Consider the following 22493-nt stretch of genomic DNA (forward strand, 5'->3'; position numbering starts at 1 on the left):
ATGCAAGATCCACGGATGCTTCCGGCGGGCCCGGTGACAGGGGGCTGCCGGGCCTCTGATTAGGCTCCGGGCTCATGGACGTACTCATCCATCTCTTCGTCGGCCTGCACATCATCGGTATCGCCGCGCTGCTCGGCGGTTTCCTCACCCAGATGAAGGCGATGGGCCGGGGCACGGCCCGCTTCGTCCCCGGGATGCTGCACGGCGCGTTCACCATGCTGGTCACCGGTGTGGCCCTGGTCGGCCTCAACCAGGCCGATGGCCACCACGTCAACACCGTCAAGATCGGCGTGAAGCTGGCCCTGCTGATCGTGATCCTCGGGCTGGTGTACGTGAAGCGCGACGAGGAGAAGGTGGACAAGAGCCTCTTCGGGCTGGTCGGCCTGCTGACCACGGCGAACATCTTCATCGCCGTGCTGTGGACGTGACGTTCAGCGCCGTCCGCTGATCCCGGCGCGGGCCGCGAGGGCCGCGCCGGCCGCGACCACGACCCACGCCGCCACCGCCACCCACACCAACACCTGCCCCGGCCCCTTCAACCACCCGGTGCCCACGGCGGCCGCCACCGACAACGTGGCCGCCCCGGTCATCCCCATGGGGAACACCGTCGCCCAGCGCCGCATGTCGTAGCGCAGGCGCGGCCGGGCCACCTCGGCGATCAGCAGAACCACGTACCAGGCCAGGTCCAGGAAGAGCAGCGCCACCGTCACGTTCCGCAGAACGCCCCGGTCGTCGTCGTTCCACAGGTACAGCCGCGGACTGTCGGCGGAGAGCAGTTTCGCCCCGGCCAGCGCCGAGATGGCGAGCGCCCCGCCCGCGATCCATTGGTCCCCGGCCCCCTCGACGACCTGCCGCCGATCGAAGCGCGGCAGGTCGAGGCCGTAGAGCACCAGGCCCAGCCAGAACAGCACCAGTGCGGCGTGCGCGAGCCAGGCCGTCGTCTCCGCCGCGGCCAGCGTGGCCGCCAGCACCGCAAGCCCCTGTGTGGCCACACAACAAAGGAACACCGCTCCCGGCATGTGCCGCTCCCAGTGCTGTACGACCAGGTACAGCAGCACCGGCCAGAGCACGAGGGCCAGCGCCAGCGCCACCTCGGCCGGCGTCTGCCGGCCGAGCGCCGAGAACCGGGTGCCGAGCACGGCCGTGGCGGCGACGGCAGTGAGCGAGCCCGGGCTGTGCGCCTCGGCCACCCAGCGCTCCCGCTGCGCCACCAGCCGTACGAGGAAGTCGGCGGCCAGCGCCACCCAGGCGACGCAGGCCAGCCACAGGAAGACCCGGGACACCGTCTCGGCGCCCGTCTGATGCAGGCCCACCGAGACGATGCCGGTCGCCATGACGGCGGCACCCGCCGCCGACGGACGCCCCGCCCACCACGTACGCAGAGCCGAGATGCCGGGCATGGGCCCGATGCTAGGCAGCCGCGCGGGCGGGGCACGGAGGCCACGCGCGCGCGTGGCGCTCGAAACCTCGAAAAGGGGACGGCAGGGCTGGACGGAGGGGACGGTCAGGCGGGGCGGACCACGCTGTGGATGATCGATTCGCCGCCGTAGTAGATCGACTCCTCGCGGACGTACGCGCCGGGCTTGGGGGCGTGGATCATCATGCCGTTGCCTATGTAGATGCCGACGTGGCTGATGTCGTCGTAGAAGAAGATCAGGTCACCGGGCCTCGCATCGGCGAGGGAGACCGTGGTTCCCACGTTCACCTGGTCGTAGGTGGTGCGCGGGAGCGCGACGCCGGCGGCCTTCCAGGAGGCCTGGGTGAGGCCCGAGCAGTCGTACGAGCCGGGTCCGGTGGCGCCCCACACGTACGGCTTTCCGATCTGGGCGCGGGCGAAGGCGATCGCCTTCTCGGCCTTGGTGGCGTACGTCCCGGAGGACGTCGACGAGCCGCCGGAGCCGGACGAGCCGCTCGTCGTGGACGAACCGCCGGCCTGCTGCGCCTGCTGCTCCGCCTTGGCCTGTGCAGCCTGCTGCTTCGCCAGCTCCGCGGCCTTGCGCGCGGCCTCCTCCTGCTTCTGCCGCTCGATCGCCGCCAGCCGGGCCTTCTCCTCGGCCGTCAGCTGGGACAGCAGCTTGCGCGCGGAGGCGAGCTTCTTCTGGACGCCGGCCTTGGCGGCCTGCAGCTCGCTCTGCGACTCGGACAGCGCCTGGAGGCTCTTGGCGGCCTCCTGCCGCTTCTTCATGGTCGCGGCCTGCTCGGTGACGTAGTCGTCGACGGCGCTCTTCTGCCGCGAGGTCAGCCGGTTCATCAGCTGGCTCTCGTCGAAGTAGTCCTGGGGACTGTCCGCGAGCAGGAAGGTGGCGGTGTCGGGCGTGGCGGCCCCGGTCCGGTACTGGGCGGCGGCGAACGAACCCAGCCTCTCGCGGGCCTTGTTCATCCGGGCGGTCCGCCGGGCGACCTCTTCGCGCAGGCTGTCGATGTGGGTGCGCTGCTTGCCGGTCTGCTCCTTGGCGGCGTTGTACTTCTCGGTCGCCGACTCCGCCTGACGGTAGAGGTCGTCGACCTTCTTCTCGACCTCCTCCAGGCTCGGCTTTCCGTCGCCCGAGGGAGCGGCGTCGGCCGTCTGGGACAGGACGGCCACGGAGGTGAGGGCGGCGGTGGCCAGGACTGGGGTGCGGAAACCTGCTCCGAGTGTGCCCGCGGGGCGCGTCTTGCGGTGCGACGCCAAGGGAGGCGACTCCTTCCATGTGCCGCCTACCGGGTTAGCTGTCGGGTTCGGGCGGGTGGTCGGAAGGTTTGCCCTACGGCCCTCGTCCCGGGACGGGACGTGTGCCGATTCACCCCAAGGTTCGGTGGGTCCCCGGCTCCGGGCACCGTACGGGGGCGCGCCGGACTCGGCGGAGGCCGCGCGGATCGGCGACGTTCGCCGGAAGGGGGCGTGCGGCCCGCCCCGCAACCTAGCCAACTGGTGTGTCTCGTGTGAAGGTTGGTGCACGATATGTCCGATACATTTTCGTGACCTGAGTGTGGGACCGCTCCCGTGTCACAGTGTGATTCCGCTGCGTGAGGGGCTGTTCGGCCGACCTGGGCGCGCAGGACCGGCTCTTCCCGAACCGGCCATGTTCCCGGGACGGCGACCGGTTGTCGGTGCGGCGCCCTAGACTCGGAGAGCGATGAGCAGCCTCTTTGACGACAGCTTCCTGGCGGACCTCCAGGCCCCTCGCGGGCGCGAGGAGGAGCCCCCGCCGCCGCCCGAGGACGATCACGCTCCGGAGCCGCTTCCGGACGATCTGTTCGGCGGGAAGTTCGATGTGCCGCCGGACCGGGACGCGTACTACCGCGACGGCGCCCACCGCCCCGCGCTCGACGCGGCCGCACTCCTGGACGGGCTGAACGAGAACCAGCGCGCCGCGGTCGTCCACGCCGACTCCCCGCTGCTCATCGTCGCCGGCGCCGGCTCCGGCAAGACCCGTGTGCTCACCCACCGCATCGCCCACCTGCTCGCCGAGCGGAACGTGCATCCGGGCCAGATCCTCGCGATCACCTTCACCAACAAGGCCGCGGGCGAGATGAAGGAGCGCGTCGAGCAGCTCGTCGGCCCGCGCGCGAACGCGATGTGGGTCATGACCTTCCACAGCGCGTGCGTACGGATCCTCCGGCGCGAGTCGAAGAAGCTCGGCTTCACGTCGAGCTTCTCCATCTACGACGCCGCCGACAGCAAGCGCCTGATGGCCCTGGTCTGCCGTGACCTGGACCTCGACCCCAAGCGCTTCCCGCCCAAGTCCTTCAGTGCCAAGATCAGCAACCTCAAGAACGAGCTGATCGACGAGGAGGACTTCGCCGCCCAGGCCGGCGACGGCTTCGAGAAGACCCTCGCCCAGGCCTACGCGCTCTACCAGTCGCGGCTGCGCGAGGCCAACGCGCTCGACTTCGACGACCTGATCATGACGACGGTCAACCTGCTGCGTGCCTTCCCGGACGTCGCCGAGCACTACCGCCGCCGCTTCCGACACGTCCTGGTCGACGAGTACCAGGACACCAACCACGCCCAGTACGCGCTGGTGCGCGAGCTGGTCGGCACCGGCGAGCACGATGAGGACGCACCGCCGAACGAGTACGACCTCCCGCCCGCCGAACTGTGCGTGGTGGGTGACGCGGACCAGTCGATCTACGCCTTCCGGGGCGCGACCATCCGCAACATCCTCCAGTTCGAGGAGGACTACCCGAACGCGACGACGATCCTGCTGGAGCAGAACTACCGCTCCACGCAGACCATCCTGTCCGCCGCCAACGCGGTCATCGAGCGCAACGAGTCCCGCCGCCCGAAGAACCTGTGGACCAACGCCGGCCAGGGCGCCCGGATCACCGGTTACGTCGCCGACACCGAGCACGACGAGGCCCAGTTCGTCGCCGACGAGATAGACCGCCTCACGGACGCGGGCGAGGCGAAGTCCGGTGACGTCGCCGTCTTCTACCGCACCAACGCCCAGTCCCGGGTCTTCGAAGAGGTCTTCATCCGCGTCGGCCTGCCCTACAAGGTCGTCGGCGGCGTGCGTTTCTACGAGCGCAAGGAGGTCCGGGACGTCCTGGCCTACCTCCGCGTTCTCGCCAATCCCGAGGACTCGGTGCCGCTGCGCCGCATCCTCAACGTCCCCAAGCGGGGCATCGGCGAGCGCGCCGAGGCGATGATCGACGCCCTCTCCCAGCGCGAGAAGATCAGCTTCCCGCAGGCCCTCAAGCGCGTGGACGAGGCGTACGGCATGGCCGCGCGGTCCACCAACGCGGTCAAGCGGTTCAACACGCTGATGGAGGACCTGCGTACGATCGTGGAGTCCGGTGCCGGACCGGCGACCGTCCTGGAGGCGGTGCTCGAACGCACCGGCTACCTGGCCGAGTTGCAGGCCTCGACCGACCCGCAGGACGAGACCCGCATCGAGAACCTCCAGGAACTCGCGGCCGTGGCCCTGGAGTTCGAGCAGGACCGCGGCGAGGGCGAGTCGGTGGCGCTGTCCGACTTCCTGGAGCAGGTCGCGCTGGTCGCCGACTCCGACCAGATCCCCGACGAGGACGAGGAAGGCTCCGGCGTCATCACCCTGATGACCCTGCACACCGCCAAGGGCCTGGAGTTCCCGGTCGTCTTCCTGACCGGCATGGAGGACGGCGTCTTCCCGCACATGCGCGCCCTCGGCCAGACCAAGGAGCTGGAGGAGGAGCGGCGGCTGGCGTACGTCGGCATCACGCGCGCACGGGAGCGGCTCTACCTCACCCGGTCCACGCTGCGCAGCGCCTGGGGCCAGCCGTCGTACAACCCGCCCTCCCGCTTCCTGGAGGAGATCCCGGCCGCCCATGTGGAGTGGAAGCGGACGGGGGCCGCCGCCCCGGTGTCCTCCGGGCCGGCCTCCGGGATCGCGGCCTCGCTGTCCTCGTCCCGCTCCCGCTCGTCGGCGGCGGGTGCGTCCGGGTTCGCCACCCGGCGGGCCTCCGAGAAGCCGGCGGTGTCCCTGGCCGTCGGTGACCGGGTCACCCACGACCAGTTCGGGCTCGGCACGGTCGTCGCGGTGTCGGGTGTGGAGGACAAGGCCCAGGCGACCATCGACTTCGGGGACGGGAAGCCGAAGCGGCTGCTGCTGCGGTACGCGCCGGTGGAGAAGCTGTAGGGAGAGACGAGTGAGCCCCGCCGGATCGGCGGGGCTCGGTTCGTCGGAGGCTCAGGTCGGGTCCAGGCCGTGGCTGCGCAGCCACGGCAGGGGGTCTATGGCCGCCCCGCCCGCCGGACGTACCTCGAAGTGCAGGTGCGGCCCGGTGGAGTTGCCCGAGTTGCCGGAGTAGGCGATCGGGTCGCCGGCCTTGACGGTCGTACCGGAGGCGACGCGGTAGCTGGAGAGGTGGCAGTACCAGGTCTCCGTGCCGTCCTTCGCCGTCACGATCATCATGTTGCCGTAGGCGCTGTTCCACTTCGTGGAGACGACGCCGTCGGTGGCGGACATGACCGTGGTGCCGTACGAGACCGGGAAGTCGATGCCCGTGTGCACGGACATCCAGTTCACGCCGGCCTGGCCGAAGTAGGCGCTGAGCCCGCGCTGTGTGACCGGCAGCACGAACTTGGGACGCAGCCGCTCCTTGAGCGCGGCCTCCGCGGCCGCCTTCTTCTGCTGCAGTTCCTGCTGCGCCTTGAGGTCGATGCGCTCCTGCGTCCGGCTGGCCCGGTCGGCGAAGTCGTCGGCGCCGGCGGAGAGGGTCCGCAGCTGGGAGTCCAGCTTGCTGTTGGCGACGGACGGCTTCACCGCGTGCGCGTCCGAGGCGGTGGCGGTGGTGTCCTTGCCGTCGTCGGTCAGGCCGCCGACGGAGGCGGCGGCGATCCCGGCGACCCCCATCACACAGACCGAGGGCACGGCGACGGTCAGCAGCGCGGAGCGCTTGGGGGGCGTACGGCGCCGGGAACGAGCCGCGCTGCGGGAGCCCGCGCGGGTCACCGGGGCCGGGGTGCCCTCTTCCTGGTCGTCGAGCAGGGGCGGTACGGCGGGCAGCTCGCCCGCGTCACCCAACTCGCCGTCCTCGGACGGCATTTCGGTGAACTCGCCGACATGCTCGAAGGTGGCTGTGGCTTGCTGGTCGAACGGTTCGCCTACCTGACCGAACGTGGCCGTGGCCTGCTGGTCGAACGGTTCGGCAAGCTGCTCGTGCGGCGCGGCCGCGCCGTCGGAGTTCCACTGCGTGGCGTCGTACGTGCCTGTCTCGAACGACTGCGTGCCCCACTCCCACTGCTGGGTGGGGTCGGCGGCGGCGAACTGGTCGGGCTGGAGCCAGGCGTTCGCGTCCCACTGGCCGCTGATGTCGTTCCCGGTGGGCTGCGCGGGGACCGACCAGGCGGTGTTGTCGTACACGCCCGAGTCGTAGGCCGCGTGGTGCTGGGCCGCGTACGGGTCGTAGTTCAGGGTCTGGCCGGTGCCGGTCTGCCACTGAGTGGCGTCGTACGCGCCGGTGTGCTGCTCGTTGCCCGGGAGGCCGCCGAAGAGCGGGTCGGTGGCGAAGGATCCGGTGCCGGTGGTGCCGCCCGTGAAACCTGTGGCGTCGTAGCCGCCGTACGTGGTGAGGTCGTCGTACTGGGCTTCCTGCGCCCCGTACTGCGCGTAGTGCGCGGCAGAGGCATCGGAAGCCGGGGTCGGGGTGGTCATGGTCCCCGACGGGTGACGGTCGTTCACCAACTTCTCTTTCGCCTCGACAACAGGGGCTGCCAGAGCAGTGCGGCGACTGTACCCGGCGGTACGCGGGCGCGACAATCTTCGGCCGGTTTCGCGTTGGCCGGAAACGGGCAATCACCCGTGTTTTGGCGGACGACGGGCACGAGTTTGGCCTTGCGTTCGAATAGTGTTCGATGTCAGGTGACCGTGCGTCACCTGTGGACCGGCTGTGCCGCGCCCGTGCCGCCGCCCCGACCGCCTGTCCGGCCGCCGCCCTCAGGCCACCGTCAGGCCGTTGCTGAGCGGTTCCTCGGAGAGGGTGTTGTCGAGCGCGTCGCGTATCCCGGCCGCCACCGCGGGGTGTACCGGCAGCGCGAGATGCCCGATCCCGGTCACCCGGACGTTCAGGGCGTCCAGGTCGGGGTGGTCGATGCAGGCCGTCTCCAGCGGGTCCATCACGGAGTCGAGGTCGCTCCAGAAGCTGACGAACCGCGTCCGGCAGCCCGGTGCGGGCCGGGTCAGCTCCTCGATCACCTCCGAGCCGGGCCGCATCTGCCGCACGATCGGATGGGCGCTGGCCAGCGGTACGGCCCGGGTGCCGGAGTGCGGGGTGCCCAGCGTGACCAGGGTGCGCACCCGCAGGTCACCGCCCAGGCACTGTACGTAATAGCGGGCGATCAGCCCGCCGAGGCTGTGCCCGACGATGTCGACCTGGCCGTTTCCGGTGCGCTCGCAGATCTCCTCGACGTGCCGCCCCAGCAGTTCGGCGGCGGTGCGAATGTCGCAGGTCAGCGGGGAGTAGTTGAGCGATTCGACGCGCTGCCTGCCGTTCCGGGCGAGGTTGCGGCGCAGCAGGACGAAGACCGAGCGGTTGTCGATGAAGCCGTGCAGCAGGACGACCGGCGGTCCGGGCCGGTCGGGCAGCCGTGTGGCGCCGTCCCCGGCGGGGAGCGCGGGGGAGCGGCGCTCCTGGGTGAGGCCGGTCGGATACAGCAGCAGGTGGCCGGCCAGGATCGCGGCCTCGAGCGCTGTCGCCTTGAGGAGGGTCACGGACAGCTCGACCAGTCTGCCGGGCCACAGGCGCCGGTAGAGCGGGAGGAAGAGTGGCACTACCCCGGTGACCTTCATGGGCCGACCTCCTGTCGGCGCACGGAGAGACGGCTCGATCCCCCGTGCGCCCTCATGTCCCACCGTGTGATTTCCCCCTCGCTCGGCACCGTAAAACCGCCGGTTGCGGGATGCTGGGGATAACGTTCGTTCACTTCCCGACGGGTGGCGGAACGTGCCAGATATGCGGTACTTGTCGGTACGGACGGAAGCGGCCGCTTCCGTGGTCGCTTGATGGAGGCAGTGATGGGTGTGGCAGCCGGTCCGATCCGCGTGGTGGTCGCCAAGCCGGGGCTCGACGGCCACGATCGTGGGGCCAAGGTCATCGCGCGGGCGCTGCGCGACGCCGGTATGGAGGTCATCTACACCGGGCTTCACCAGACGCCGGAACAGATCGTCGACACCGCCATCCAGGAGGACGCCGACGCCATCGGCCTGTCCATCCTCTCGGGCGCCCACAACACCCTCTTCGCCGCCGTCATCGAACTCCTCAAGGAGCGCGACGCCGCGGACATCCTCGTCTTCGGCGGCGGCATCATCCCGGAGGAGGACATTCCGCCGCTGAAGGAGAAGGGGGTCGCGGCGATCTTCACGCCCGGCGCGACCACCACGGCGATCGTGGAGTGGGTCCGGGAGAACGTGCGTCAGCCGGCCGCGTCCGGGGGCTGAGCCCCGACGCCGGACGGGCCGCTCCCGCTCAGCTCCGCGGTCATCGCCGCCCGCAACCGCAGCGTGCTCACCAGCCGCTGGAAGGCCTCCGCCCAGTAGCCCCCAGCGCCGGGCGAGGCGTCCTCGCGCTCGTCGGGTACGGCCAGCAGGCCGTCCAGGCGGGCGGCCTCGGCCGGGTCCAGGCAGCGCTCGGCCAGTCCCATCACCCCGCTGAAGCTCCAGGGGTAACTGCCCGCGTCCCGGGCGATGTTGAGGGCGTCCACCACGGCCCGGCCGAGCGGGGCGCCCCAGGGGACGTCGCACACCCCGAGCAACTGGAAGGCCTCGGACAGGCCGTGGGTCGCGATGAATCCCGCCACCCACTCGGCCCGCTCTTTGTGCCCCAGCGTGGCCAGCAGCTTCGCCCGCTCCGCCAGGGACACCGCCCCGGGCCCGCCGGCCTCCGGCGCCGACGGCGCCCCGAGCAGCGCCCTCGACCATGCGGCGTCCCGCTGCCGCACCGCCGCCCGGCACCAGGCCGCGTGCAGTTCTCCCTGCCAGCCGTCGGCCACCGGCAGCGCAACGATCTGCTCCGGGGTACGTCCGCCCAGCCGGCCCGGCCAGGTGCCGAGCGGCGCCGCCTCCACCAATTGGCCCAGCCACCAGGACCGTTCACCTCGGCCTGTGGGAGGTTTGGCCGCCACGCCGTCCCGCTCCATGTCCGGGTCGCACTCGAGGGGCGCCTCCACGACGATCGTCGGCCTGCTCCCCATGTGGTCGACGGCCACGCAGGCGGTGGCCCGCACCGCCATCCGCGCCGCGAGCGCCGAGCCCGGCAGCGCGGACAGCAGCTCCGCCGCCGTGGCCCGGACGTTGCGGCTGCGATCCCCCAGAGCCTGCTCGAGGAACGGCTCGTCCCCGGCGGACAGGCCCGTACGGAGCGTGTCGAGGAACATCAGCCGGTCCTCGGCCCGCTCCGTCGCCCAGGTCGCGGTCAGCAGTTCCCGGGCGGGGCCGGGTGTGCGGGCGCGCAGGGCGGACAGCAGGGCGACCCGCTCGGCGAACAGGCCTTCCTGCCAAAGCCGTTGCACCGCCTCGTCGTCCTCGGGGTCGGGCAGTGTGGCTCCGCCGCCCGGTGCCGAGCGCAGGGCGAACCGCCAGTCCGGGTTCAGCCGGGCCAGCCACAGGGCCCGAGGCCCCGCGAACGCCAGCGCCGCCGGCCGCAGGTCAGTACGGCCCCGGGCGGCGTCCAGCAGTGCGGGCAGCGCCTGCGGGGGCGCCGCGAACCCGCGGGCGTTGGCCGCCGCGAGCCACTGCGGGAGCAGCTCCATGAGATCCGGTGCGCTGCCCCGTCTGCCACCGCCTCCGCCGCCGGAGCGGTCGGCCAGCAGCAGCGCGAGCCTGCGCGCGGCGGCGCCCGGCAGCGCCGGACGCGGATCCTCGGGAGCGGGCTCCGGTCGCTGCGCGGCAGGCCCGGGCCGCAGCCCCGCCCGCCTGCGCAGGGTGGCCACGGCGGCGGCGTCCAACAGGGCCACGGGCGCTTCCCGCCCGGGCGCGGCCGGCGCCCAGGGGCGCCGGTCGGTGCCGAGTAGGGCGGTGGTGACGAGGTCCTCCCAGGAGGGTGGGGCCAGGGCCTGGCCGGCCGTCGCGGTCGAGGTTCCGTGCATCACGTTCCCTTCTCTTCGTGTCCCTCGGTGGTCGGGCAGGTCAGCACAGCGTCACCGGGGCGCCCGGGCCCTCGGGCCAGGCCGTCAGCGGGGTGAAGCCGCGATGGCCGCACTCGCCGAAGACCTTGACGGGGGCGCCGCCGGAGAGGGCGACCAGGCGCCACAGGCCCGGGCGGGAGCGGGCGGACGGGGTGAGCGGGAGCGCCGAGTCCGCTTCGGCGTCGGCCAGTTGCCAACAACCCGGTTCGGTGTCCGGCGTGGGTATGACGCGGTCCAGCGTGACCGGCACCGACTCCAGCCAGGGGTCCTCGCCCAGGGCGTCGCCGTAGCGAGCCGCCGCCTGGGCCGTGCTCACGCCCGGCGGGCGCAGGGCGACGGGTGCGGGCGGGGCGTGCTGCTCGCCCAGGGCCGCCCGCAGCCGGCCGGCGCCGGGGAACACGGACAGGTCGGCCTCCAGCGCCAGACCGACCGGCAGTGACAGTTCCGGTGCCCGGCCGGCCGCGCCGTAGGACAGGAGCAGCCGGGTGTGGCCCGACTCGGCGCCGTGGAGCCAGATCCGGCGCGTCGTCAGTTTCGGTTCGGCCGTGTCGTACTGGGCGAGGACCAGCCAGCGGTCGCGCACCGGCGGGCCGTCCGCCGACGCGGGCAGGCCGAGCCGGGAGCGGACCGTGTCCGCGAGGTCGTCCGGCAGCCGGTCGCGGCGCAGCCAGCCCTGGTCGAGGAGATGCAGCAGAGCGCACTCCTCCAGCAGACGCGCCGGCCAGCCCGGACCGGAGGCGGGTACCGCCCCCAACTCCCTTACCCGAGACGCCAGTCCGGGGGCCTGTGCGTCGACCATGCGGGCCGCCGTCTCGTCCCACATCCCGTATCCCGCCTGTTCGGCCAAGGCCAGGCCGCCGCGCAGCAGGTCCGCGAGGCGTTGCTCCAGCTCCGTCGCGCCCGCCGTGACCCGCTCGGCCCGGCGCTCCGCCCGGCGCCGCGCCGCCTCCGGGTCAGCGGACCCGGGCGCGGAACTCCCGCCGCTCTCGGTCCGTTTGCTCTCCGCGCGCCTGCGTCTGCCCGAGAGCCACTGCTCGGCCCACTCCGGCGGCTCGGCCACCGCCGGCACCGCGCCGTCCCCCTCCGCCCACAGCAGAAGCAGCCCGAGCGCGTGCTTGCACGGGAACTTCCGGCTCGGGCAACTGCACTTGTACGCGGGCCCGGCGGCGTCCGCGAGGTCCACCACCGTCTGGTACGGCCTGCTGCCGCTGCCCTTGCACAGCCCCCACACCGTCCCCTCTCCGCTGCCCGACTCGGACCACGGTCCGGCCGTGCCCAGCTTGCTCCCCGCCTTGCGTGACGCGGCGTCAGGCGCCAGTGCCAGCACCTGCTCCGCGGTCCAGCGCACCCCCTGCTCAGTCATGCCACCGACGGTAGATCCCGCCACTGACAATCGGCCCTGCGAGCGCGTTTGCACAGGTCAGAGCGATTGTCAGTGCCGTGGTGCACGGTGGGTGCCAGATCCGAACCGGCCGAGCTGGAGGGGGCCTCAGCCATGACTGTGTCCGTGGAACCGACGTCCGTCGAAACGAGCGGGAGCAAGGGTCCGCAGGCGTTGCGACCGCACGCCGAGCACGCCTTCGCCGCCGAACTCGCGGCGCTGGCGGCCCAGGACGACCGCCCGCGCCCGGAGCGCTGGAAACTGTCGCCGTGGGCCGTGGCGACCTATCTGCTCGGCGGCACCCTGCCGGACGGCACCGTGATCACACCGAAGTACGTGGGCCCGCGCCGTCTCGTCGAGGTCGCCGTCACCACCCTCGCCACCGACCGCGCACTGCTGCTGCTCGGCGTGCCGGGCACGGCCAAGACCTGGGTGTCGGAGCACCTCGCGGCCGCCGTCAGCGGCGACTCGACCCTGCTGGTGCAGGGCACGGCGGGCACGCCGGAGGAGGCGATCCGCTACGGCTGGAACTACGCGCAGCTGCTCGCGCACGGACCCAGCCGCGACGCCCTGGTGCCCAGCCCCGTGATGCGGGCCATGGCCGAGGGCATGACGGCCCGCGTGGAGGAGCTGACCCGCATCCCGGCCGACGTGCAGGACACGCTGATCACGATCCTGTCCGAGAAGACCCTGCCGATCCCGGAACTGGGCCAGGAGGTGCAGGCGGTCCGCGGCTTCAACCTCATCGCCACCGCCAACGACCGCGACCGCGGCGTCAACGACCTCTCCAGCGCCCTGCGCCGCCGCTTCAACACCGTGGTGCTGCCGCTGCCGGAGAGCGCCGACGCCGAGGTCGACATCGTCACGCGCCGCGTCGAACAGATCGGCCGCTCCCTCGACCTGCCGGCCGTGCCCGACGGCATCGAGGAGATCCACCGGGTCGTGACGGTCTTCCGCGAGCTGCGCGACGGGATGACCGCCGACGGCCGGACGAAGCTGAAGTCGCCGAGCGGCACGCTGTCCACCGCCGAGGCGATCTCCGTCGTCACCAACGGCCTTGCTCTGGCGGCCCACTTCGGTGACGGCGTGCTGCGCCCGGGCGACGTCGCCGCCGGCATCCTCGGTGCCGTGGTCCGCGACCCGGCGGCCGACCGTGTCATCTGGCAGGAGTACCTGGAGACGGTCGTCCGCGAGCGCGACGGCTGGAAGGACTTCTACCGGGCCTGCCGGGAGGTGAGCGTGTGAGCGACGACTCCACGTGGGGCAGGGCCCGTGCCTCCGGGCCGCTGCTGCTCGGCGTTCGGCACCACGGGCCCGGTTCCGCGCGCGCGGTGCGGGCCGCCCTGGAGGCCGCCCGGCCGGGTGTCGTGCTGATCGAGGGGCCGCCCGAGGCCGACGCGCTGATCCCGCTCGCCGCCGACCCGGACATGCGGCCGCCGGTCGCCCTGCTCGGCCACGCCGTGGACGAGCCCGGCCGTTCGGCGTTCTGGCCGCTGGCCGAGTTCAGCCCCGAGTGGGTGGCGATCCGCTGGGCCCTCGAACAAGGCATCCCGGCCCGCTTCATCGACCTGCCCGCCACACACACGCTGGCGTGGGAGGCCGAGCCGGAGGCGCCGTCCGACGGGGACGACAAGGGCGACGGGGACGACAAGGGCGACGGGGACGACAAGGGCGGTGAGGGCGACGCGGACACCGAGGGCGACCCGGGCGCTGTGCGGGACCTGCGCGTCGACCCCCTCGCCGTGCTCGCCGAGACCGCCGGGTACGACGATCCCGAGCGCTGGTGGGAGGACGTCGTCGAGCACCGGGGCCCGGGGCGGTCGGACCCCTTCGCGCCGTTCGCCGCGCTGGAGGAGGCGATGACGGCGCTGCGGGAGCGCTACGGCGTCGGTGGGCGGCCCCGCGACCTGGTGCGGGAAGCCCACATGAGGCTCCAAGTGCGGGCCGCCCGCAAGGAGTTCGGGGACGCGGTGGCCGTGGTGTGCGGGGCGTGGCACGTGCCCGCGCTGCGGGAGAAGACCACCGTCACCGCGGACCGGGCGCTGCTGAAGGGGCTGCCCAAGGTCAAGGCGGACCTGACCTGGGTGCCGTGGACGCACCGCAGGCTGGCCCGGTCGAGCGGGTACGGCGCCGGGATCGACTCGCCGGGCTGGTACGGGCATCTGTTCCGGGCGCCGGACCGGCCGGTCGAGCGGTGGCTGACCAAGGTGGCGGGGCTGCTGCGCGAGGAGGACCGGGTCGTCTCCTCCGCACACGTCATCGAGGCGGTGCGGCTCGCCGAGACGCTCGCGGCCATGCGCGGCCGTCCGCTGCCCGGCCTGAGCGAGACCACCGACGCCGTGCGCGCGGTGATGTGCGACGGCTCGGACGTGCCGCTGGCGCTGGTGCACGGCCGGCTGGTGGTCGGGGACGTGCTCGGGGAGGTGCCGGAGGCGGCGCCAGCGGTGCCGTTGCAGCGCGACCTGGCCCGGGAGCAGCGCCGGCTGCGGCTCAGGCCGGAGGCGCTGGAGCGCGAGCTGGAGCTGGACCTGCGCAAGGAGACCGACGCCGGCCGCAGCAGGCTGCTGCACCGCCTGCGGCTGCTCGGCGTCGGCTGGGGCGAGCCGGCCGAGTCGCGGGGGAGTACGGGCACCTTCCGGGAGACCTGGCGGCTGCGCTGGGAGCCGGAGCTGTCCGTGCGGATCGCCGAGGCGGGGGTGTGGGGGACGACCGTGCTCGCCGCGGCCACGGCCAGGGCGGAGGCGGAGGCGACCTCCGCGGGAGCCCTCGCGGAGGTCACCGCGCTCGCCGAGCACTGCCTGCTGGCCGGGCTGCCGGACGCGTTGCCGGTGGTGATGCGGGTGCTCGCCGACCGGGCGGCCCTCGACTCGGACGTCGGTCACCTCGCCCAGGCGCTGCCCGCGCTGGTCCGCTCGCTGCGCTACGGCGATGTGCGCGGCACCGACACCGGCGCGCTGGCCGGTGTCGCGGCGGGCCTCGCCGAGCGGGTCTTCGTCGGCCTTCCGCCGGCCTGCACCGCTCTGGACGCGGACGCGGCGGAGGAGATGCGCGGTCATGTCGACGCAGTGCACGGTGCCGTGGGACTCCTGGCGGAGACCCTGGCCGGCACCCCGGACACCGGCCGGGGGGACCTGCGCGGCCGCTGGCGCTCCGTGCTGCGGACCCTGGCCCTGCGGGACACCGTGCCCGGTGTCGTACGGGGGCGGGCCGTGCGGCTGCTGCTGGACGACGGCGAGCTGGGGCCCGAGGAGGCGGCCCGGCTGATGGGTCTGGTGCTCTCGCCGGGGACACCGCCCGCCGACGCGGCCGCCTGGATCGAGGGCTTCGTCGGCGGCGGGGGCGGCATGCTGCTGGTGCACGACGAGCGGCTGCTCGGCCTGGTCGACACCTGGCTGACCACGGTTCCGGCGGAGGCGTTCACGGACGTACTGCCGCTGCTGCGGCGCACGTTCTCGGCGTACGAGCCCGGAGTGCGCAGGACCCTCGGCGAACTGGTGCGGCGCGGGCCCGGAGGGACCACCGGCTCGGCGGCTCCGGCGGCCGGACCGCCCGGCTTCGCCGCCGAACCGGACACCGAGCGCGCGGACGCCGTGCTGCCGGTGGTGCGGCTGCTGCTCGGCCTGGACGCGGAGCCGGAAAACGCGGCAACTCACGACAACAACCTCGCGGGGGTGGGCACATGACGACCGAACCGATGGTGGCCGGGGCGCCGGCCGAGTACGCCGACCCCGCGCGCGAGCGGCTGCGGCGCTGGCGGCTGGTGCTCGGCGGCGACCAGGCAGACGGCACCGGCTGCGCCCTGTCCGGCCGGGACGCGGCGATGGACGGCACGCTCACCGCGCTGTACGGCAAGGGGGACAGGCCGCAGACGGGACGGGACCGTTCGGCGGGGCTCGGGGCCTCGGCGCCGTCCGTGGCGCGCTGGCTCGGGGACATCCGCACCTACTTCCCGTCCTCCGTCGTCCAGGTCATGCAGCGCGACGCCATCGACCGGCTCGGGCTGGCCGCGCTGCTGCTGGAGCCGGAGATGCTGGAGGCGGTGGAGGCCGACGTGCACCTGGTCGGCACGCTGCTCTCGCTCAACAAGGCGATGCCGGAGACGACGAAGGAGACGGCACGGGCGGTCGTGCGCAAGGTGGTCGAGGACCTGGAGAAGCGCCTCGCCACCCGCACCCGGGCCACCCTCACCGGCGCCCTGGACCGCAGCGCGCGCATCAGTCGGCCGCGCCACCACGACATCGACTGGAACCGCACCATCGCGGCCAACCTCAAGCACTACCTGCCCGAGTACCGCACGATCGTGCCGGAGCGGCTCATCGGGTACGGGCGGGCCGCGCAGTCCGTGAAGAAGGAGGTCGTCCTCTGCATCGACCAGTCGGGCTCGATGGCGGCGTCCGTGGTCTACGCGTCCGTGTTCGGGGCGGTGCTCGCCTCCATGCGGTCGATCGACACCCGGCTGGTCGTGTTCGACACGGCGGTCGTGGACCTCACCGACCAGCTGGACGACCCGGTCGACGTCCTCTTCGGCACCCAGCTCGGCGGCGGCACGGACATCAACCGGGCGCTCGCCTACTGCCAGTCGCAGATCACCCGGCCCGCCGAGACGGTGGTCGTGCTGATCAGCGACCTCTACGAGGGCGGCATCCGCAACGAGATGCTCAAGCGGGTCGCGGCGATGAAGGCGTCCGGGGTGCAGTTCGTGGCCCTGCTCGCGCTGTCGGACGAGGGGGCACCCGCCTACGACCGTGAGCACGCGGCCGCGCTCGGGGCACTCGGCGCACCCGCCTTCGCCTGCACGCCCGACCTGTTCCCGGAGGTGATGGCGGCGGCGATCGAGAAGCGTCCGCTGCCCATACCGGACACCGTGTGACGGCAGGCTGGAAAAGGGACATGACTACCCATCGGTAACAGGGGGGTTGCGCTACCTCGGGCCGACCGTGCGAGGATCGACGACGCCGCCACCCCCCCCGCCGCGCCGACCGGAAGTACCTCCTCTTGACCTTGCCAGCCGCTGTGTTCGGTACCGCTGTGCGCGTGCTGCGTACGGCGGCCGGGCGGCGTGCGCTGCAACTGGCACTGCTGGTCGGCGGGTTGTTCCTGCTCGGGTTCCTCTGCGGGGAGCAGGCCCAGGCGGCCGAGCGGACGCCGGTGACTGCGGTGACCTCGGTGGTCCCGGTGACCGGGCATGAGAACGCGGTACGAACCGTCACCGAACGGGTCGTCACCCCCGTACGGGAGGTCGTACGGACGACCTCCCAAGGCCTCGATGAGACGCGGGCCCAGGCGCCCGCGCTGCCCGCCGCGCCCTCCGTGCCGCTGCCGAAGCTCCCGGAGGTCCCGGAGGTCTCCGAGCTGCCCGCGCACCCGCTGCCCGCGCCGGCCACCCCGGAACCCGGGGCGGACCGGCACGACAGCACGGCACCGGCGGCGGGCAAGGGCGACCGAGCCCGCACCGAGGCCCGTACCGCCGTCTCCACACCGGCGCGGGCCGCCATGTACGGACCGGACTTCACGCTTCCGGCGCAGGCCCCCCAGGCCCCGGCGCACACCTCCGTGCACCGCGCCGCCGCGGCCGTCGACGCCCCCGCCCGGCCCGCGCCCACCGGAGACCCGGACGGTGTGCTCGGCAAGCAGGCGGCCGACGGCACCGCATCCCGCCACGGTGACGCGTACGCCGTCACCCTCGACGGCCGGGCGCCCCTGCGGCTCCTGCCCGGCATCACCGCGCGCGTCGACGCGCCCGGGACCCGGGAACGGCACCGGGACATCCCGGTCTTCCCCGGCTAGGCCAAGGGCCGACCTCCCCGCCACGGACCTGTCGCGCGGGGGCGGAACAGGTCTGCCCACTCCGCCGGACCCGCCGGCCTCCCCGGCGCCCTCCGGACGGAATCCCCTAGCCGTTTCCGAAGGACTGAACGCACGCATGAACAAGAACATCCGCCGCTCGATCGTGATAGCCGCCGGAGTCACCGGCGCCTGGGCCCTCGGCTCGGCCGTGGCCAGCGCCGACGAACTGTCCACCCCGGCGGTCTCCGTACCCGACACCGAGAGCACCGTCGGCACCCTCACGGACACCGTCGACGGCGTCCTCACCGACGTCCACGACACCGTCTCCGGGGTGACCGGCACGGCCGGCACGGCCGTCTCCGGCGCCGCGGCCAAGGCGCAGCAGCCGACCCGGACCGTCACCGGCACCGCCGACCAGGCCCGCCGCTACGTCGACGCGAAGGTCCCGACCGCCGAGAAGATCAGGGGCGGCCAGGCCATCCAGGGCGCCCGGGCCGCCCGGACGCAGACCGAGGCGCACGTGCGGGCGGCGGGCGCCCGGGCCACCACCGAGGCCGCCGCGGCAACCCACACGGCCACCCACCTGTCCGCTCCTGCCACGCCCGCCACGCCCGCCACGCCTTCCGCTCCGACCCCGCAGGACGAGATCGACTACCTCTTCGGCCCCCTCGCCTCCTTCGCCCCCGAGGTGGAGGAGGCCCTGGCGGGGGCCCAGACCAAGCTGCAGGCCACCCAGGCCGCCGCGCGCCTGCGGGCCGCGGGGGTCGAGGGCGCCGCACGGACGACGGCACAGCAGACCGTGGCCGGGGCGCAGGGCCGTACCGCCGGTGCGGCCGCCCTCGCGGACGGCGAGGCGACACGGGTGGCCGGCGCCGCCGAGGCCTCCGTCGCCGCCGTGCCCGCGCACGTCACCGGCACGGCCGCCGGCGTCGAGCAGCGGGTCGTCGGCACGGTGCGGGCGGTGCCGGGCACCGTCGCGCCCGTCGTGGACGAGACGACCGCCGCCGCCGTCCCGCCGGTGGCCTCCGTCGCCGTGGCCGGGGTGCAGCCGGTCGCCGACGAGGCGGTGGCGGGCGTCCTGCCGACCGCGGGGCACGCGGTCGCCGGCGTCCACGGCACCGCCTCGGGCGCCGTGACGGGCGTCCAGGGGACCGCCACCGGCACGGTGTCGGGCGTCCTGCCCACCGCCGGGTACGCGGTCGCGGGCGTGCAGGGCACCGCCTCGGGCGCGGTGACGAGCGCGCAGGGAACCGCCACGAGCACTGTCGGGGGCGTGTACCGCACCGCCACGGACGCCGTGACCCAGGTGCACGGACGCGCGGCGGACACCGTGTACGGCGTGGACGGGCTCGGGACGGGTGCCGTCGCCGACGTGCACGGGGTCGGCACGGGTGCCGTGGCAGGCGTCCACGGCGTTGCCACCGGTGCCGCGGGCGAGGTGCACGGGGTCGGTACCGGCGCCGTCGCCGATGTGCACGGCGTGGCCACCGGTGCCCTCGCCGACGCGCTGCCCCTCGTCGGCGGGGTCCTCGCGGACGTGCCGCCGTACGCCACCGGGCTGGTCGGCCAGGTGGCCCACGACGCCGTGGACGCCGTGCTGCCGCCCGTCGCCGGGACCGCCGTGCACGGGTTCGTGCCGGTCGCCGGGCAGGCCGTGGCGGACGCGGGGACGCTCGGGTACGGCGTGGTGGGCGACGTGCACCCCTTCGCCGCCGGCGTCGTGGGCGCCGTACCGCCGCTCGCCCACGGGGCGGCCGGGCAGACCGGTGCCTTCGCGGAGGGAGTGACCGGACAGGTGCCGCCGTTCGCGGCGGGAGTCACCGATGCCGTGCAGCCGGTCGTAGACACGATCACCGACACGGTGACCGGGATCGTGTCGCCGGTCGTGGACGGTGTCGGCGGCAGTGCGAGCGGACTGGCGTACGGCGTGGCGGGCGAGGCCGGTCCCTACGCGGGCGGTGTCGTCGGCGAGACCGCGCCCCTCACGCAGCAGGTCGGGCCGTTCGCGCAGGACCTCGCCGGGACCGCGCAGGTCACCGGCGGTCCGCTGGCCGGGCACGCCGTCGCCGGGGCCCAGGGCGTCGCCCACGCCGCCACCCCGGGCTACGTCCAGGGTCTGGCGTACAGCCACGGCGTGCAGTAGGGCTGAGCGCCCGCGCAAGCTCCGCGGGGGCCGGGAACCCGGACGGCCGAACGCCGGCGGCCCGTCCGGCCTCACCCCCCGCGGTACGGGGCGGGTGGTCCCCATTGGGGTGGGGATCAACCGCCCCGGGCCCTTCGGGGGCCGTCCAGGGGCCTCACCGGGTCAACCCCAGCCCGGTGAGGCCTCGCACATCACCCCGATCGCGGCACGCCGTGTCAGCAAACTCGGCATCATGTGACAGGTATCACCGCTCAGGTGTGACCCTCGATTTAGGGTGCCCACGCAAGCGGCGATAACCTGCGAGACGGACATGCCGCGCGCTCGGACACCGTGTGCGCTTCCCTAGTGACAGCGGACGTCACGTTGCCCTTCGCGGCACGCCCACGCATCCAACGAACCGCGAGATCACTGATAGGGACGGAAGCGCGTGGACCTGTTCGAGTACCAGGCGAGGGACCTCTTCGCCAAGCACGATGTACCGGTGCTGGCCGGTGAAGTCATCGACACGCCTGAGGCGGCGCGCGAGATCACCGAGCGGCTGGGCGGCAAGTCCGTCGTCAAGGCGCAGGTGAAGGTCGGTGGTCGCGGCAAGGCCGGTGGCGTCAAGCTGGCCGCCTCCGCGGACGAGGCCGTCGCCCGTGCGACGGACATTCTCGGCATGGACATCAAGGGCCACACGGTCCACAAGGTGATGATCGCCGAGACGGCTCCGGAGATCGTCGAGGAGTACTACGTCTCCTTCCTCCTCGACCGTGCCAACCGCACCTTCCTCTCCATCGCCTCTGTCGAGGGCGGCATGGAGATCGAGGAGGTGGCGGCCACCCGTCCGGAGGCCGTCGCCAAGACGCCGATCGACCCGATCGACGGTGTGGACGAGGCCAAGGCCCGCGAGATCGTCGCGGCCGCAAAGTTCCCGGCCGAGGTCGCCGACAAGGTGGCGAACGTCCTCGTCAAGCTGTGGGACACCTTCATCAAGTCGGACGCCCTCCTGGTCGAGGTCAACCCGCTCGCGAAGGTCGCCTCCGGTGAGGTCATCGCCCTCGACGGCAAGGTGTCGCTCGACGAGAACGCCGAGTTCCGCCACCCCGAGTACGAGGAGCTGCACGACAAGGACGCGGCCAACCCGCTCGAGGCCGCCGCCAAGGCGAAGGGCCTCAACTACGTCAAGCTCGACGGCGAGGTCGGCATCATCGGCAACGGCGCGGGTCTCGTCATGAGCACCCTGGACGTCGTCGCCTACGCCGGTGAGAACCACGGCGGCGTCAAGCCCGCCAACTTCCTGGACATCGGCGGTGGCGCCTCCGCCCAGGTCATGGCGAACGGCCTGGAGATCATCCTGGGCGACCCGGACGTCAAGTCCGTGTTCGTCAACGTCTTCGGTGGCATCACCGCGTGTGACGAGGTCGCCAACGGCATCGTCCAGGCCCTGAAGCTCCTGGAGGACCGCGGCGAGAAGGTCGAGAAGCCGCTCGTCGTCCGCCTCGACGGCAACAACGCCGAGCTGGGCCGCAAGATCCTCACCGACGCCAACCACCCGCTGGTGCAGCGCGTCGACACCATGGACGGCGCGGCCGACAAGGCCGCCGAGCTGGCCGCCGCCAAGTAAGCACAAGGACGAGGACTCACACCACCATGGCTATCTGGCTCAACAAGGACAGCAAGGTCATCGTCCAGGGCATGACCGGCGCCACGGGCATGAAGCACACCAAGCTCATGCTGGGTGACGGCACCCACGTCGTCGGCGGCGTGAACCCGCGCAAGGCGGGTCAGACCGTGGACTTCGACGGCACCGAGGTACCCGTGTTCGGCACGGTCGCCGAGGCCATCGAGAAGACCGGCGCCAACGTCTCCGTCATCTTCGTGCCGGAGAAGTTCACCAAGGACGCGGTCGTCGAGGCCATCGACGCCGAGATCCCGCTGGCCGTCGTGATCACCGAGGGCATCGCCGTGCACGACACGGCCGCCTTCTGGGCGTACGCCGGCAAGAAGGGCAACAAGACCCGCATCATCGGCCCGAACTGCCCCGGCATCATCACCCCGGGTCAGTCGAACGTCGGCATCATCCCGGGCGACATCACGAAGCCGGGCCGCATCGGCCTGGTCTCGAAGTCCGGCACGCTGACGTACCAGATGATGTACGAGCTGCGTGACATCGGCTTCTCGACGGCCGTCGGCATCGGTGGCGACCCGATCATCGGCACCACGCACATCGACGCCCTGGCCGCGTTCCAGGACGACCCCGACACCGACCTGATCGTCATGATCGGTGAGATCGGTGGCGACGCCGAGGAGCGCGCGGCCGCGTTCATCAAGGAGAACGTGACCAAGCCGGTCGTCGGCTACGTCGCGGGCTTCACCGCGCCCGAGGGCAAGACCATGGGCCACGCCGGCGCCATCGTCTCCGGTTCGTCCGGCACCGCCCAGGCGAAGAAGGAGGCCCTCGAGGCCGCGGGCGTCAAGGTCGGCAAGACCCCGACCGAGACGGCGAAGCTGGCCCGGGAGATCCTGAGCGCCTGAGCTTCCCAGCCGCACACAGGCAGGCCCGTCCCGTTCGCCGGGGCGGGCCTGCCTGCGTTTTCGCTCGCCGCGCCGGGTGC

16 protein-coding genes and 1 riboswitch are annotated in these 22493 nt (G+C 72.8%); of the genes, 10 read left to right on the forward strand and 6 right to left on the reverse strand.

Going from position 1 to position 22493, the window contains the following annotated elements:
* Positions 1–74 precede the first annotated feature (74 nt).
* Complete coding sequence (locus ACIF83_RS26730) at positions 75–428, forward strand: hypothetical protein (protein ID WP_393467780.1); 354 nt, start codon at positions 75–77, stop codon at positions 426–428.
* Between the two features lie 3 nt (positions 429–431).
* Here ACIF83_RS26730 and ACIF83_RS26735 read toward each other — a convergent pair whose 3' ends face one another.
* Both ACIF83_RS26735 and ACIF83_RS26740 read right to left on the reverse strand, forming a co-directional pair.
* Positions 432–1400, reverse strand: a complete 969-nt coding sequence (locus ACIF83_RS26735; RefSeq protein ID WP_399730600.1) for a tellurite resistance/C4-dicarboxylate transporter family protein — start codon at positions 1398–1400, stop codon at positions 432–434.
* A gap of 104 nt (positions 1401–1504) precedes the next feature.
* Entirely contained in the window at positions 1505–2671 is a 1167-nt protein-coding gene (locus tag ACIF83_RS26740) for an NlpC/P60 family protein (RefSeq protein ID WP_399730603.1), read from the reverse strand.
* Positions 2672–2679: 8 nt separating this feature from the next.
* Positions 2680–2853, reverse strand: a riboswitch (cyclic di-AMP (ydaO/yuaA leader).
* 263 nt (positions 2854–3116) lie between these two features.
* Here ACIF83_RS26740 and pcrA point away from each other — a divergent pair.
* Complete coding sequence (gene pcrA / locus ACIF83_RS26745) at positions 3117–5600, forward strand: DNA helicase PcrA (protein ID WP_399730606.1); 2484 nt, start codon at positions 3117–3119, stop codon at positions 5598–5600.
* A gap of 51 nt (positions 5601–5651) precedes the next feature.
* Here the strand turns inward: pcrA and ACIF83_RS26750 are convergent, their stop codons facing one another.
* Both ACIF83_RS26750 and ACIF83_RS26755 read right to left on the reverse strand, forming a co-directional pair.
* On the reverse strand, positions 5652–7145 hold the full coding sequence (locus tag ACIF83_RS26750) for a M23 family metallopeptidase (RefSeq protein ID WP_393467792.1): 1494 nt from the start codon (positions 7143–7145) through the stop codon (positions 5652–5654).
* 255 nt (positions 7146–7400) lie between these two features.
* The gene (locus ACIF83_RS26755; protein WP_399730609.1) at positions 7401–8252 is read right to left on the reverse strand and encodes an esterase/lipase family protein; all 852 of its coding nucleotides are present in this window, start codon (positions 8250–8252) and stop codon (positions 7401–7403) included.
* Positions 8253–8477: 225 nt separating this feature from the next.
* On the opposite strand from ACIF83_RS26755, the gene ACIF83_RS26760 reads away from it, so the two are divergent.
* Positions 8478–8900: a cobalamin B12-binding domain-containing protein gene (locus ACIF83_RS26760; RefSeq protein WP_393467797.1), complete on the forward strand. Its 423-nt coding sequence runs from the start codon at positions 8478–8480 to the stop codon at positions 8898–8900.
* Here the strand turns inward: ACIF83_RS26760 and ACIF83_RS26765 are convergent.
* Together ACIF83_RS26765 and ACIF83_RS26770 are read right to left on the reverse strand one after the other, a co-directional pair.
* A complete protein-coding gene (locus ACIF83_RS26765) occupies positions 8876–10546 on the reverse strand; it encodes a DUF5691 domain-containing protein (protein WP_399730612.1) in 1671 nt (556 codons plus the stop codon). The genes ACIF83_RS26760 and ACIF83_RS26765 overlap by 25 nt on opposite strands.
* Before the next feature lie 40 nt (positions 10547–10586).
* The gene (locus tag ACIF83_RS26770) at positions 10587–11948 is read right to left on the reverse strand and encodes an SWIM zinc finger domain-containing protein (protein ID WP_399730615.1); all 1362 of its coding nucleotides are present in this window, start codon (positions 11946–11948) and stop codon (positions 10587–10589) included.
* 132 nt (positions 11949–12080) lie between these two features.
* Between ACIF83_RS26770 and ACIF83_RS26775 the strand changes: the two genes are divergently transcribed.
* The 7 genes from ACIF83_RS26775 (at position 12081) to sucD (ending at position 22413) form a co-directional block, all read left to right on the forward strand.
* The gene (locus tag ACIF83_RS26775; RefSeq protein ID WP_399730618.1) at positions 12081–13211 is read left to right on the forward strand and encodes an AAA family ATPase; all 1131 of its coding nucleotides are present in this window, start codon (positions 12081–12083) and stop codon (positions 13209–13211) included.
* Positions 13208–15649 (forward strand): DUF5682 family protein, encoded by a 2442-nt coding sequence (locus ACIF83_RS26780; protein ID WP_399730621.1) that lies wholly within the window; start codon positions 13208–13210, stop codon positions 15647–15649. The genes ACIF83_RS26775 and ACIF83_RS26780 overlap by 4 nt, the downstream gene beginning before the upstream one ends.
* Positions 15646–16836: a VWA domain-containing protein gene (locus ACIF83_RS26785; protein WP_393467807.1), complete on the forward strand. Its 1191-nt coding sequence runs from the start codon at positions 15646–15648 to the stop codon at positions 16834–16836. Before ACIF83_RS26780 ends, ACIF83_RS26785 begins: the two co-directional genes overlap by 4 nt.
* Before the next feature lie 164 nt (positions 16837–17000).
* Complete coding sequence (locus ACIF83_RS26790) at positions 17001–17753, forward strand: hypothetical protein (protein WP_399730624.1); 753 nt, start codon at positions 17001–17003, stop codon at positions 17751–17753.
* A 136-nt stretch (positions 17754–17889) separates the two neighbouring features.
* Positions 17890–19896, forward strand: coding sequence for a hypothetical protein (locus tag ACIF83_RS26795; protein ID WP_399730627.1), 2007 nt, complete (start codon positions 17890–17892; stop codon positions 19894–19896).
* Positions 19897–20323: 427 nt separating this feature from the next.
* Positions 20324–21502 carry an ADP-forming succinate--CoA ligase subunit beta gene (sucC, locus tag ACIF83_RS26800; RefSeq protein ID WP_393467816.1) on the forward strand — a complete coding sequence of 393 codons (1179 nt, stop codon included), beginning with the start codon at positions 20324–20326 and terminating at the stop codon, positions 21500–21502.
* A gap of 26 nt (positions 21503–21528) precedes the next feature.
* Positions 21529–22413, forward strand: a complete 885-nt coding sequence (gene sucD / locus ACIF83_RS26805; RefSeq protein ID WP_097252849.1) for a succinate--CoA ligase subunit alpha — start codon at positions 21529–21531, stop codon at positions 22411–22413.
* Positions 22414–22493: the final 80 nt, after the last annotated feature.

The sequence above is a fragment of the Streptomyces sp. NPDC085866 genome, assembly GCF_044541035.1.
GTDB lineage: Bacteria > Actinomycetota > Actinomycetes > Streptomycetales > Streptomycetaceae > Streptomyces.